The sequence below is a fragment of the Mycobacterium sp. genome (genome assembly GCF_035653355.1).
Lineage (GTDB): Bacteria > Actinomycetota > Actinomycetes > Mycobacteriales > Mycobacteriaceae > Mycobacterium.
In genome coordinates this window covers 1-13332 of record NZ_DASRBZ010000134.1, presented here as the reverse complement: position 1 = coordinate 13332, position 13332 = coordinate 1, and the positions used below count along the sequence as shown (strand labels likewise).

Sequence of the window (13332 nt, the reverse complement as noted above, 5' to 3'; positions counted from 1 at the left end):
AACGACCGCGCCGACATCGCCCGGGCCGCCGGCGCCGACGTGCTGCACCTGGGTCAGCGCGACCTGCCGCTGGAAATCGCGCGGGAGATCGTGCGGCCGGGCACAGTGATCGGCCGCTCCACCCACGGCGTCGACCAGGTCGCCGGTGCGGTCGCCGACGACGTCGACTACTTCTGCGTCGGCCCGTGCTGGCCCACCCCGACAAAGCCCGGCCGACCGGCGCCGGGCCTGCAGCTAGTGCGGGCCGCCGCCGAACGGGCCGGCGAGAAGCCGTGGTTCGCGATCGGCGGCATCGACGCCGAGCGGCTGCCGCAGGTGCTCGACGCCGGTGCCCAGCGGGTGGTGGTGGTGCGGGCGATCACCGCAGCCGACGACCCGGAGGCGGCGGCTCGACAGCTCAGTTCAGCGCTTGCAGCAGCGCGCTGATCCGGTCACTCAGCTGCGAGGGCTCCTGCTCCGGCGAGCCCGGCATGCACCAGACGAAGACGCCTGGTTCGACCTCCACCGTGCACGGCAGCTGCACTCGGCGCTCGTCGCTGGCGGGCAGCGGCACGGTCGCCGTACGCAGCCGGTGCCAGCTGGCGGCGAACCCCGGATGCAGCGGCAGGTCGGCCACCTCGTCTTCAGCAACCCAGCGCAACTCCGCGCTTTCGCCATTCGGGGTGGTGTAGAGCAATTCGTCGGCGTCAGCGACGACCGTGGTGTAGGTCCATTGAGCACCGCTGGCGCCGAAAACCTCAGCCGTGACCACCGCCCCACGCACTGCGACGCGCTCGGCGGGCAGGCCCGCCTCCTCGGAGGCTTCGCGGACTGCGGTCTGCTCGGGCGTCTCATGGCTGTCGCGGGCGCCACCGGGCAGGCCCCACGTGCCGCCCTGATGACTCCACCAGGCTCGATGCTGCAGCAGCACGGCCGGTGTGCCGTCGGGGCGCGGCGCGCGCAACAATAGACCGGCCGCACCGTAGCGGCCCCAGTAGCGGGCGCCGCTGTCGGAAATCACCCATCCGTCACCGTCGCCGCGCACGGAGTCAGGATATTCGCCCGGCGACGATGCGGGCCGTGGCGCGGCCCGAGGAGGAGCCACGCATTCGGCTCGAGCCCGCGACGCCGTCGGGCCTGTGGACACAAGTATCGGCAAGGCACACCGTCAGCGACTTGGGCTCTTAGACTTCGCTTATATAGTTCGTTTCGGTTAATTTTGGGGGATCGGCCAAAAGATGATGAGGTCGGAACAGACGTGACCGTTGAGTTGGCGCACCCGTCGACCGAGCCGTTAGGGTCGCGGTCGCCGACTGAACCGGCCCACCCCCGTTGGTGGTTTATCTCGACCACACCGGGCCGCATCCTGACCATCGGCATCATCTTGGCGGCGCTGGGCGGCGCCACCGCGTTTGCCACCTCGACGACCATCAACCACCGCCAGCAGGCGTTGTCTACGGTGCTCAACCACACCGAGCCGCTGGCCTACGCCGCCGGCCAGCTCTACACAACGCTGTCGGTGGCCGATGCGGCAGCCGCGACCGCGTTCATCGCCCAAGCCGAGCCACGCACCGTGCGGCAGCGCTATGAGCAGGCCATCACCGACGCCGCGGTAGCGGTGACTCGGGCGTCCAGCGGGCTGACCGACGAACCGCTGGGCAACTGTGACCGCGGCGAGTCGGCGGTGCTGTTGCTGGGCCGCATCAACGCCGAACTGAGCGTCTACACCGGGCTGATCGAGATCGCGCGCACCAACAACCGGGCGGGTAACCCAGTCGGCGCGTCGTACCTGTCGGAGGCCTCGGCGCTGATGCAGTCGACGATCCTGCCCGACGCGCAGTGTCTATACCAGGCGACCTCGGCGCGGGTGGACAGCGAAACCACGGCGTCGACCCAGATTCCGGCCCCAGTGATCCTCGTCGTGGCCACCACCGTGGTGTTCGGCGCGTACTCACACCGCTGGCTGGCCCGGCGGACCAAACGGCGGATCAACCCGGGTCTGGTCGCGGGTGCGCTGGCCATTCTCGTTATGGTGATTTGGGTGGGGACGGCGCTGACAATTTCCACCACAGGCAGCCGCAATGCGAAAAACACTGCGGCAGAATCACTTAAGACGATCACGAACCTGTCGATCACGGCCCAGCAAGCGCGCGCCGACGAGACGCTGTCGCTGATCCGCCGTGGCGACGAAGATGTTCGCAAACAGTCGTTCTATCAGCGCATCGACAGCATGCATCAGCAACTCGAGGAGTACCTGTCGCGCCCCGACGCCGTGGACAAAACCGATCTGCAAGGCGCCGACCAGCTGCTGGCCCGCTGGCGGCAGGCCAACGACCGGATCAACACCTACATTGCGGTCGGCAACTATCGGGCGGCCACCGAGGTGGCGTTAGGCCATGGCGAAGACGACTCCACCCCGGCGTTCGACAAACTCGACGAGGCGCTGGGCAAGACCATGGAGCAGAGCCGCGACCAGCTGCGCACCGACATCCTCAATGCGCGCCGCGGGCTGTCCGGCGCCACAGTGGGCGGCGTGGTCCTCAGCCTGAGCGCTGCGATCGCGGTCGCGCTGGGTCTGTGGCCACGGCTGAACGAGTACCGGTGATGACGCCCGTGCCCAAGATCCGGTGGACGGCCCTGGCAGCGGCGCTTGCCGCCGGGATGGTGCTGGCCGGCTGCGCTCACCCCGCGCCGCCGGTGGCGATGTCGGTGCCGACACTGCCGCCGCCCACGCCGGCCGGTATGCAAGAGTTGCCGCCGCAGCCGCCGCGCCCGCCGAAGAACTCGCTGGAGGACTGCGATCCGACCGCCAGCCTGCGGCCCTTCCCCACCAAGGAGGAGGCCGACGCCGCGGTGGACGGCATCCGCGCCCGCGGCCGGCTGGTCGTCGGGCTCGACATCGGCAGCAACCTGTTCAGCTTCCGCGATCCCATCACCGGCGAGATCACCGGCTTCGACGTCGACATCGCCGGCGAGGTGGCGCGCGACATCTTCGGCACCCCGACCGCCGTCGAGTACCGGATCCTGTCGTCGGACGAACGCATTACCGCACTGCAGAAGTCGCTGGTCGACATCGTCGTCAAGACCATGACGATCACCTGCGAGCGGCGAAAGCTGGTGAACTTCTCCACCGTCTACCTCGACGCCTACCAGCGCATCCTGGCGCCGCGCGACTCGGCGATCGTCAAGTCGTCGGACTTGCCCGGCAAGCGGGTCTGCGTGGCCAAGGGCACCACGTCGCTGCGACGGATCCGCGAGATCGCCCCGCCGCCGATCATCGTGTCCGTAGTGAACTGGGCTGACTGCCTGGTAACGCTGCAGCAGCGGCAGGTCGATGCCGTCAGCACCGACGACTCGATACTGGCCGGGCTGGTGTCGCAAGATCCCTACCTGCACATCGTCGGCCCGAACATGGACACCCAGCCGTACGGCATCGGGATCAACTTGAACAACACCGGGCTGGTCCGTTTCGTCAACGGCACGCTGGAACGCATCCGCCGCGACGGCACATGGAACACGTTGTACCGCAAGTGGTTAACGGTTTTGGGCCCGGCGCCGGCGCCGCCTGCCGCGAGGTATGTGGACTGATGGACGAGCCGATGGACAGCGAACGCGAGGAGCAGCGCCTCCCCGACGAGGGCCCGGGCACCCAGCCGGCGGACGTGCTCGCCGACTCGGCCTCGGTGCGGCGTGCGATGTCCACCCAGGCCATCTTCCGTCCGGATTTCGACGACTCGGAGCGCACATCGGAGCGCACCGTCGAGACCGAGCCGCAGGAACGGCTGCCCACCACCGCGACGCGCACGGTGCCGCCGGTGCGAAAGCTGGGCGGTGGCCTGGTGGAGGTGCCGCGAGTGCCCTACACCGATCCGCTCGAAGCGCTGATGACAGATCCGGTGGTGCCGGAGTCTCGGCGGTTCTGCTGGAACTGCGGCCGGCCGGTGGGCCGATCCGGCCCGGACGGCGAGGCGCCCTCGGAGGGTTGGTGCCCGTACTGCGGCAGCCCGTATTCCTTTCTGCCGCAACTGAACCCGGGCGATATCATCGCTGGCCAGTACGAGGTCAAGGGGTGCATCGCCCACGGCGGGCTGGGCTGGGTGTATCTGGCGTTCGACAAGAACGTCAACGACCGTCCGGTGGTGCTCAAAGGCCTGGTGCATTCCGGCGACGCCGAGGCGCAAAAGATCGCCATGGCCGAACGACAGTTCCTGGCCGAAGTGGTGCACCCGTCGATCGTGCAGATCTTCAACTTCGTCGAGCACCCGGACCGGCATGGGAATCCCGTCGGCTACATCGTGATGGAGTACGTCGGCGGACAATCGCTCAAACGACGCAAGGGCGACAAACTCGCGGTCGCCGAAGCTATCGCCTACATCTTCGAAATCCTTCCTGCCCTGGGCTATTTGCATTCCATCGGCTTGGTGTACAACGACCTCAAGCCCGAGAACATCATGCTCACCGAGGAGCAACTCAAGCTGATCGACCTCGGCGCGGTGTCGCGGATCAACTCGTTCGGCTACCTCTACGGCACCCCCGGCTACCAGGCGCCGGAGATCGTGCGGACCGGCCCGACCGTGGCCACCGACATCTACACGGTCGGACGCACGTTGGCGGCGTTGACGTTGAACCTGCGCACCCGCAACGGCCGCTACGTCGAGGGACTGCCCGACGACGACCCGGTGCTGGAGAAGTACGACTCGTTCTGCCGGTTGCTGCGCCGGGCGATCGACCCCGATCCGCGGCGGCGGTTTAGCAGCGCCGAGGAGATGTCCGGGCAGCTGATGGGTGTGCTGCGCGAGGTGGTTGCCCAGGACACCGGGGTGCCGCGGCCGGGGTTATCGACGATCTTTTCCCGCTCGCGTTCGACGTTCGGGGTCGACCTGCTGGTCGCCCACACCGACGTGTATCTGGACGGCCAGGTGCATTCGGAGAAGCTCACGGCCAAGGAGATCGTCACCGCGCTGCAGGTGCCGCTGGTCGACCCGGCCGACGTGGCCGCGCCGCTGATGCAGGCCACCGTGCTTTCCCAGCCGGTGCAGACCCTCGATTCGCTGCGCGCTTTCCGGCACGGCTCGCTGGACGCCGAGGGCATCGACCTGTCGGAGTCGGTCGAGCTGCCGCTGATGGAGGTGCGCGCGCTGCTCGACCTCGGCGACGTCGGCAACGCCACCCGCAAACTCGACGACCTCGCCGAACGTGTCGGCTGGCGCTGGCGGCTGGTGTGGTATCGCGCGGTGTCGGAGCTGTTGACCGGCGACTACGACTCGGCCATCAAGCATTTCACCGAGGTGCTCGACACCTTCCCCGGCGAGCTGGCCCCCAAGATGGCGCTGGCGGCCACCCATGAACTCGCCGGCAACCCCGACGGGGAGAAGTTCTACCGGACGGTGTGGCAGACCGACGACGGAGTGATCTCGGCGGCGTTCGGTCTGGCCCGAGCGCTCTCGGCGACCGGCGACCGGGCGGGTGCGGTGCGCACCCTCGACGAAGTGCCCGCTACCTCAAGGCATTTCACCACGGCGCGGTTGACCAGCGCGGTGACGCTGTTGTCGGGTCGATCGCAGAAGGAGATTACCGAGGAGGAGATTCGCGACGCGGCCCGGCGGGTGGAGGCGTTGCCGCCCACCGAACCCCGCGTGCTGCAAATCCGCGCCCTGGTGCTGGGCACGGCGATGGACTGGCTGGAAAGCCACGAGGCCAGCACCAACCACATCCTGGGCTACCCATTCACCCGACACGGTTTGCGCCTTGGGGTCGAGGCGTCGCTACGCGCCCTGGCGCGGGCGGCGCCCACCCAGGCCCACCGCTACACCTTGGTCGACATGGCCAATCGCGTGCGCCCCACCAGTACGTTCTGAGGTGTCGGGTAGTTCGCCTGTCGAGTGTGCGTCCAGGGCGTTTCGCCTGTCGAGTGTGCGTCCAGGGCGGAAAACCGGCTGGATTCTCGCCGTCGCCGCACACTGAACGCCGTCAACGCACAATCGACGCCCTCGCCGCACACTGAACGCCATCAGCGAACGTTCGGGAGCGAAGTTCTAACGCCTGCCGTACCCGACGCACGATGTCGGCGGGGCGGTCCTCCGCGACTACGCGGATGATGAGCCAACCCATCCGCTCAAGCATTTCTAGCCGCCGAATGTCCTTGACATACTGCCCTCGATCAGTCCGATGGTGGTCGCCGTCGTATTCGACCGCGACCATGTGCTCCTGCCAACCTAAGTCGAGATAGGCCATTGCAACCCCGTCGGCGTCGACGACGGGGATCTGGGTTTGTGGCCGCGGAAGTCCGGCTTCGATGAGCAGCAGCCGCAGGTAGCTCTCCCTCGGCGACTGTGCACCCGGATCAACCAGCTCAAGCGCCGTCTCCAACTGACGTAGTCCGCGTGCGCCGCGGTGACACTCGGATATCCGCACAACGTCCGCGAGGTTGAGACCTGTCACGCGCGCGAGCGAGTCCAGCTGCGCAACCGCCGAGCGGAGACTCCGACGCCGTCCGATGTCGAAGGCGGTGCGTTCGGGCGTGGTGACCCTGCGGCCAGCAATCGTCTGGACCTCTCCATCGAGCAGTGTGTCGCGGTGCGTCACCACACCCGCTGGCGTGCGAGCGTTGCTATGGACCAACTCGACGGGAACATCGTCGATCCAGCTGACGCCGTGTAAGGCTGCGGCTGCCGCTCCAGCAATCGTTGCTTCACGATGCGACCACAGCCACGCCGCGATCACCCGCTTTTCAAATGATAGTTGAATGTGCTTGGCCAAGTAGACATTTGGAAACACAGCTCGGTATCGAGACCTCAGTTGGTGACGGTTCAAGACTCCGGATACCAACGCTTCACGGCCGATGAACGGCTCGTCCGACGCACGCATCCCGGGAAGGATGGCACGCCGACGCTAGCCCGCGTATCACTTATCCACAGGACCCGGGTCAGCTTGCGACCAGCTTGACCACCTGGTCGTTTCCGTAGTCGCTGACGTAGATGTTGCCCGACCCGTCCACCGCCACACCGTGGGTGTAGTTGAGCTGGGGAACCGGCAGCAGGACCTGCTTGGTTGCGCCCGCGTTCAACCTCACCACCCGACTGCCGTCGGTGACATAGAGGCTGTTCGACTCGTCCACCGCTAAACCGGATGGATCTCGAAGGCCGGTGAACGGCAGCACGGTCTGGCTGGTGGATCCTGGTGCCAGCTTCAGCACCCGGTTGTTGCCGGTGTCGGCGACGTAGACGCTGCCGTCCTTGTCTACCGCCACACCCTTGGGGCGTTCGAGGTCGTTGAACGGCAGCACCGTCTGGGTGGTCGAGCCCGCGGCCAGTTGCACCACCCTGTCGTTTCCGGTGTCGACGACGTAGACGTTGCCGTCTTTGCCCACCGCCAATCCCTCAGGGCGCTTCAGATCGCTGAAGGGGAGCACGGTTTGGCTGGCCGATCCCGCGGCCAGTTTCACCACCCGGTCGTTGTCGGTGTCGCCGACGTAGACGCCGCCGTCCTTGTCCACCGCCAAGCCGTACGGCTCCTTGAGGTTGACGAACGGCAGCACGGTCTGCTTGGTGGAGTCAGGCGGAAGCTTTACCACCCGATCGTTTTCGATGTTGGTCACGTAGACGCTGCCGACCGAATCCACCGCCACTCCCTCCGGCCCGGTCAGCCCGGTGAACGGCAAAATGGTGGCCCGATACGCCGTGGGTGCCGCTTTTGTCGACCCAGGTGGTTGGCCGTGAGTGGCGGCGAGTCGCCACACGACGATGCCGGCCGCGGTGAGCACCAGTACCACCACCACGGCGAGGGCCAGCGTCAGCAGCTTCGAGCGCTGCGACGCCGGCTCGGCGACCTCGTCGGGGTAGGACTCGGAGTAGAAGTCCGGGTGAGGATCCGGGTACGAGTCCGGCTCGGGAGCGGGCTGCGAAACCCGTTGCGGGGGCCGTCGTTTGGCGGCCACCGCGGCGAGGTCGCTGGCCCGGCCAACCATCGTGGGGTGGTCGGCAACCGCTTGGGCCGACAGCGCCTCGCGAGCCGCATGTGCAAGGTCACCGGCGGTCGCATACCGGTGCTGCGGATTCTTCGCCATGCCGCGCGCGATCACCGCGTCGAAGCGGCGCGGAATCCCTTGCGGGCGAAGCAGACTCGGCTTGGGCGGTGCTGCCGTCAAGTGGGCTTTGATTACTTGGCCCACTGTCGATGCGGCTGGGTACGGGCGGTCGCCGGTCAGCAGTTCGGTCAGCACGCAGGCCAGCGAATACACATCGGCGCGGGTGCTGGGCGGCGCGTTGTCGAACCGCTCCGGCGCGGTGTACGCATACGAGCCCGCTGTCGGACGCGGTGCGCTCAGCTCCGGGTCGGCGACGCCGAAGCCGAGCAGGTACGCGGTGTCGTCGTCGGTGACAACGATGTTCTCCGGCCGGACATCCCGGTGGATCAACCGATGGGCACGGGCGGCATCTAGCGCCGCGGCGACCTGTTCGATGATCGCCACCGCCCGCTGCGGGCTCATCGGCCCGAATGTGGACAGCAACGATCGCAGTGTCTCACCGGGTGTCAACGCTGTCGTGACGTAGCACACGCCATCGATCTCGCCCCAATCATGGACCGGCGGGAGATGCGGATCCGTGGTGCGCGCGACGACCGGCAACTCCGTTAGGAAGCGCTGGCGATCTGCGCTGGGCGGTAGCAGGATGAGCGCGACCGCGCGGTTGTTGGCGGTGTCGAGGGCCTCGTAGAGCTGACCCACGCCGCTCTGGGTAAGCAGCGCCCGAATCTGGTAACGCCCGAACCGCGTTCCGACTCGCCCGTCGTCGGGCTGGTCAGCCATCGCCTAACCCGATCGCTTGGACGCAGTCCCGGGCGATGGCCAGTTCTTCGTTGGTCGGGATCACCAGCACGGTGACGGGCGAGCCGTCTGCTGAAATCCGCCGCGCCCCGGTGGCCGCGGCGGCATTGCGGTGCTCGTCGAGTTCGATGCCGAGGCCCGCCATCCCAGCAAGCGCGTCGCGGCGCACCTCCGCGGCGTTTTCGCCGATGCCGGCGGTGAACGTCAGCACGTGGGTGCGGCCCAGCACTGCAAGGTAGGCACCGATGTATTTGCGCAGCCGGTGGATGAACACATCGTAGGCCAATCGTGCTGTGGCCCTGTCTGTTTCACAGCCGGATTCGATCATGTCACGCAGCCGCCGGAAATCCTGTTCGCCCGCGATGCCCAGCACCCCGGATCGATTGTTGAGCATCGACTCGACCTCGTCGACGTCCATTTTCGCAGACCGGCACAGGTAGCTGATAATGCCGGGGTCGATGTCACCGCTGCGGGTGCCCATCACCAGGCCCTCCATCGGGGTCAGGCCCATCGACGTTTCGACCGGGCGACCACCGCTGATGGCCGACGCCGATGAGCCGTTACCCAGATGCAGCACAATCTGATTCAGATCATCCAGCGGCCTGCCCAGGAAAACCGCGGCCTGCTCGCTGACGTACTGGTGCGACGTGCCGTGAAATCCGTAGCGCCGGATCTGCCAGCGCTGCGCCACCTCCCGGTCGATGGCATACGTCGCAGCCGCCGCCGGCAAGTCGTGGAAAAACGCGGTGTCGAACACCGCGACATGCGGCACGCCGGGCAGCATCCTGCGCGCCACTTCAATCCCTTGCACCGCGGGCGGGTTGTGCAGCGGCGCCAGCGCCGCCAACTCCTTCACCTTGGCGATCAAAGCTTCGTCGATGACGGTGGGACGGTAGAAAGTCGTTCCCCCGTGCACCACCCGATGGCCCACGGCGACAAGACCGGAGTTGTCCAAGTCAATACCGGCCTGCGCGAACCGCTCGAACGCCAAGCGGAGCGCCGCGTCATGGTCGGCGACCGGCGACGACCGCTCCCCGATCTGCTCGACGATGCCGTCTATCCGCGACTTGCCTGAATCAGGTTCGACCAGTCGGTATTTCAGCGACGATGAACCGGAGTTGATCACCAGCACGACGGGCTCAGTCATGGCGACCCTGGGCTTGGATCGCGGTGATGGCGACGGTGTTGACGATGTCTTCGATCAGCGCACCACGGGACAGGTCGTTGACGGGCTTGTTCAGCCCCTGCAGCACTGGGCCGATGGCGATCGCACCAGCGCTGCGCTGGACCGCCTTGTAGGTGTTGTTGCCCGTGTTGAGGTCGGGAAAGATCAGCACGGTCGCCCGGCCGGCGACCGCCGAGTCGCGCATCTTGGTGGCCGCTACCGACGGGTCCACCGCGGCGTCGTATTGGATCGGTCCCTCGACCAGCAGCTGCGGCGCCCGGCTTCGTACCAATTGCGTGGCGGTCCTGACCTTGTCGACGTCAGCACCGGCGCCGGATTCGCCGGTGGAATACGACAGCATGGCCACCCGCGGCTCGATGCCGAACTGCGCGGCGGTGCGGGCGGAGCTGATCGCGATATCGGCGAGCTGCTCGGGTGTCGGGTCGGGAACGATCGCGCAGTCGCCGTATGCCAGCACTCGGTCGGGTAGGCACATGAGGAAAATACTGGACACCGTGGAGACACCGGGTGCGGTGCGGATGATTTCGAACGCCGGGCGCACGGTGTGCGCGGTGGTATGCGCGGCACCCGACACCATGCCGTCGACGAGCCCGTTGTAGACCATCATGGTGCCGAAATACGACACGTCGCACATAATCTCGCGCGCGTGCTCCACGGTGACGCCTCTACCCTTGCGTAATTGCGCGTATTGGGCGGCAAACTGGTCGCACAACTCGCTGCTGCCCGGATCGATGACCGCGGCGTCATCGAGGTCGGCGCCGAGTTCGGCTGCTCGCGAACGGATTTGGCTCTCGTCGCCCAGGATGGTCAGCCGAGCCACGCCGCGCTGCAGCAGGCGGCCAGCGGCTTTAAGGATGCGGTCATCGTCGCCTTCAGGCAACACAATGTGCTTCCGATCCGCGCGCGCCCACTCTCTCAGCTGGTAGGTGAACATCTGCGGCGTGGTCACCGTCGGGATCGGAATGGCCAGCTGTGCCAACAAGTCCGACACGTCGACGTGACGTTCGACCAGCGCCAGCGCGGTGTCGATCTTGCGCTGCGATTCCACCGTGACGCGGCCGCGCGCCGACGCCACGGCGCTGGCCGTGTCGAACGTGCCCAGCGTGGTGGCGATCATCGGCAGCCGCAACCGCAGGCCGGCCACCAACGCCGCGATCGACGGATGCAGCTCGAACCCGCCGTTGAGGATCACGCACGACAGCGACGGAAACCCTTCGGCGGCATGGGCACTGGCCACCGCCAGCACCACATCCGAGCGGTCTCCAGGAGTAATTACCGCGACAGCCTCGGAAAGCCGTTCCAGCACATGCTCGGCGATCATCCCGGCGACCACCACACCCATCACTTCGCGTGCCATCAGCGCGGGATCACCGCTCAGCAGCTTCCCGTTCACCGCATGCTGCAGATCGGCCACCGTGGGCGCCACCAGCAGCGGCTCGTCAGGCAGCACATAGGTCCGCGGGGTGAACCTGGCCAGCGCCTTGGTGACGGCCTGAACTTGCGAGGGCTCACAGCGGTTGGCGACCACCGCCGCGGTATGCGCGTGCTGCTCGGCCAGCTCGGCCAGACAGACCTCGACCAGATGCGCGACGTCGTCGGAGCTGCGGCCCTTGGCCCGCACCACCAGCAGCACGGGCGCGCCGAGGTTGACCGCGATGCGGGCGTTGACGGACAGCTCAGCCGGGCTGGTGATGTCGGTGTAGTCGCTGCCCACGATCACCACCGCGTCACACTGGTCGGCCATCGTGTGGTAGCGCTCGACGATGTCGGCGATCGCGGCGTCGCGGTCGGCGTGCAGCTGCTGGTAGGTAACGCCGACACAGCGCTCGTAGGGCAGGCCGGCGCTGGCATGTGACAGCAGCAGGTCGAGGATGTAGTCGCCGTCGGAGCCCGACCGGACAATGGGCCGGAACACTCCGACTTTCGGGACGGTGGCGGTCAGTCGATGCAGGACGCCTAGCGCGATCGTCGACTTGCCGGTGTCTCCCTCCGGCGCGGCGATGTAGATGCCAGACACATCAGGCCAGCCGCCGCAGCCTCGGTGCCAGATCGTCCTCGAAGAGCTGCAGGAAGCGGCGCTGGTCGTGACCTGGTGCGTGGAACACCAAATGGTTGAGGCCCCATTCGACGTATTGGCCCACCTTCTCGACCGCCTCGTCGGGGTCCGACGCGACGATCCAGCGCTTGGCGACCTGCTCGATCGGCAGCTCGTCGGCCGCCTTCTCCATCTCGATCGGGTCGTCGATGCTGTGCTTCTGCTCGGCGGTCAGCGACAGCGGCGCCCAAAACCGGGTGTTCTCCAGCGCCAGCTTCGGGTCGGGGTCGTAGGAGATCTTGATCTCGATCATCTTGTCGATGTCGTCGAGGTTGCGGTCGGCGGCCTTGGCGCCCTCCTGCACGGCGGGCATCAGCTTCTCGCGGTAGAGCTCCTCGCCTTTGCCGGAGGTGCAGATGAACCCGTCGCCTGCCCGGCCGGCGTATTTGGCCACCGCCGGCCCGCCCGCGGCGATGTAGATCGGCACGCCGCCCTCGGGCACGTCGTAGATCGAGGCGCCCTTGAGCCGGTAGTACTCGCCGTCGAAGTCGACCCGATCGCCGCGCCACAGTTCGCGCATGAGCCGCACCGATTCGCGCAGCCGGGCAAACCGCTCCTTGAACTCCGGCCATTCGCCCTCGTAGCCGGTGGCGATCTCGTTCAGCGCCTCCCCGGTACCCACCCCGAGGAAAACCCGGCCCGGATACAGGCAGGCCATGGTGGCGAACGCCTGGGCGACGACGGCGGGGTTGTACCGGAATGTCGGGGTGAGCACCGAGGTGCCCAGCTGGATGCGCTCGGTGCGCTCGCCGACCGCGGTCATCCACGACAGCGAGAACGGGGCGTGCCCGCCCTTGTGCCGCCATGGCTGGAAGTGGTCGCTGACCGTGGCGCTGTCCATACCGTGCGCTTCGGCGGCGACCCCGAGCTCAACGAGCTCTCGCGGCCCGAATTGTTCCGCTGACGCCTTGTAACCGAGTTTGAGTTCAGCCACCCGTCTTTTCTACTCCCCTGCCTTCGGGTCAGCCGCTGCGCCTGCTGGCTAAGCTCGCGGACATGGCACCGGTGCTCCACGCCGTCACCGAGGCGGTGCACCTTGTGCAGGGGGAAGCGGTCAACTGGCTGGTCGTCCGCGACGACACCGGCGTCATGCTGATCGACTCGGGCTATCCCGGCGACCGCGGCGACGTGCTGGCCTCGCTGCGCCAACTCGGCCACGAGCCGCGCGACGTGCGGGCGATCTTGCTGACGCACGCCCACGTCGACCACCTGGGCACGGCAATCTGGTTCGCCAAACAGCATGGCACC

General features: G+C 67.1%; 11 protein-coding genes. 5 read left to right on the top strand and 6 right to left on the bottom strand.

What is annotated here, in order from left to right:
• On the top strand, positions 1–426 hold a 426-nt coding region (gene thiE, locus VFA16_RS04325; RefSeq protein WP_324966623.1), incomplete at its 5' end, for a thiamine phosphate synthase.
• Here the strand turns inward: thiE and VFA16_RS04320 are convergent.
• Positions 398–1024, bottom strand: a complete 627-nt coding sequence (locus VFA16_RS04320) for an NUDIX hydrolase (protein WP_324966622.1) — start codon at positions 1022–1024, stop codon at positions 398–400. The two genes, thiE and VFA16_RS04320, sit on opposite strands and share 29 nt — an antisense overlap.
• A 213-nt stretch (positions 1025–1237) precedes the next feature.
• Here VFA16_RS04320 and glnX point away from each other — a divergent pair, with 213 nt between their 5' ends.
• Genes glnX through VFA16_RS04305 form a run of 3 tightly spaced genes read left to right on the top strand, consistent with a single transcriptional unit; the run spans position 1238 to position 5837 of the window.
• Positions 1238–2584: a protein kinase G-activating protein GlnX gene (gene glnX / locus VFA16_RS04315; protein ID WP_324966621.1), complete on the top strand. Its 1347-nt coding sequence runs from the start codon at positions 1238–1240 to the stop codon at positions 2582–2584.
• Entirely contained in the window at positions 2584–3567 is a 984-nt protein-coding gene (locus VFA16_RS04310) for a glutamate ABC transporter substrate-binding protein (RefSeq protein ID WP_324966620.1), read from the top strand. The genes glnX and VFA16_RS04310 overlap by 1 nt, the downstream gene beginning before the upstream one ends.
• Positions 3567–5837: a serine/threonine-protein kinase PknG gene (locus VFA16_RS04305; protein ID WP_324966619.1), complete on the top strand. Its 2271-nt coding sequence runs from the start codon at positions 3567–3569 to the stop codon at positions 5835–5837. The genes VFA16_RS04310 and VFA16_RS04305 overlap by 1 nt, the downstream gene beginning before the upstream one ends.
• 112 nt (positions 5838–5949) lie before the next feature.
• Here VFA16_RS04305 and VFA16_RS04300 read toward each other — a convergent pair whose 3' ends face one another.
• The 5 genes from VFA16_RS04300 to fgd are packed head-to-tail and all read right to left on the bottom strand — an operon-like array spanning position 5950 to position 13018.
• A complete protein-coding gene (locus tag VFA16_RS04300) occupies positions 5950–6846 on the bottom strand; it encodes a hypothetical protein (RefSeq protein WP_324966618.1) in 897 nt (298 codons plus the stop codon).
• Positions 6847–6904: 58 nt separating this feature from the next.
• Complete coding sequence (locus VFA16_RS04295; RefSeq protein WP_324966617.1) at positions 6905–8785, bottom strand: serine/threonine-protein kinase PknD; 1881 nt, start codon at positions 8783–8785, stop codon at positions 6905–6907.
• Entirely contained in the window at positions 8778–9950 is a 1173-nt protein-coding gene (locus VFA16_RS04290) for an acetate kinase (RefSeq protein WP_324966616.1), read from the bottom strand. The genes VFA16_RS04295 and VFA16_RS04290 overlap by 8 nt, the downstream gene beginning before the upstream one ends.
• Positions 9943–12039 (bottom strand): phosphate acetyltransferase, encoded by a 2097-nt coding sequence (gene pta / locus VFA16_RS04285; protein WP_324966624.1) that lies wholly within the window; start codon positions 12037–12039, stop codon positions 9943–9945. The genes VFA16_RS04290 and pta overlap by 8 nt, the downstream gene beginning before the upstream one ends.
• Complete coding sequence (gene fgd, locus VFA16_RS04280) at positions 12008–13018, bottom strand: glucose-6-phosphate dehydrogenase (coenzyme-F420) (protein WP_324966615.1); 1011 nt, start codon at positions 13016–13018, stop codon at positions 12008–12010. The genes pta and fgd overlap by 32 nt, the downstream gene beginning before the upstream one ends.
• A 62-nt stretch (positions 13019–13080) precedes the next feature.
• Here fgd and VFA16_RS04275 point away from each other — a divergent pair.
• Positions 13081–13332 (top strand): MBL fold metallo-hydrolase (locus VFA16_RS04275; RefSeq protein ID WP_324966614.1); only part of this gene is annotated, 252 nt, incomplete at its 3' end.

Coding starts and splice junctions, on each gene's coding strand:
- VFA16_RS04310 (WP_324966620.1), top strand. CDS start 2,584: ATGACGCCCGTGCCCAAGATCCGGTGGACGGCCCTGGCAGCGGCGCTT.
- VFA16_RS04305 (WP_324966619.1), top strand. CDS start 3,567: ATGGACGAGCCGATGGACAGCGAACGCGAGGAGCAGCGCCTCCCCGAC.
- VFA16_RS04300 (WP_324966618.1), bottom strand. CDS start 6,846: ATGCGTGCGTCGGACGAGCCGTTCATCGGCCGTGAAGCGTTGGTATCC.
- VFA16_RS04295 (WP_324966617.1), bottom strand. CDS start 8,785: ATGGCTGACCAGCCCGACGACGGGCGAGTCGGAACGCGGTTCGGGCGT.
- VFA16_RS04290 (WP_324966616.1), bottom strand. CDS start 9,950: ATGACTGAGCCCGTCGTGCTGGTGATCAACTCCGGTTCATCGTCGCTG.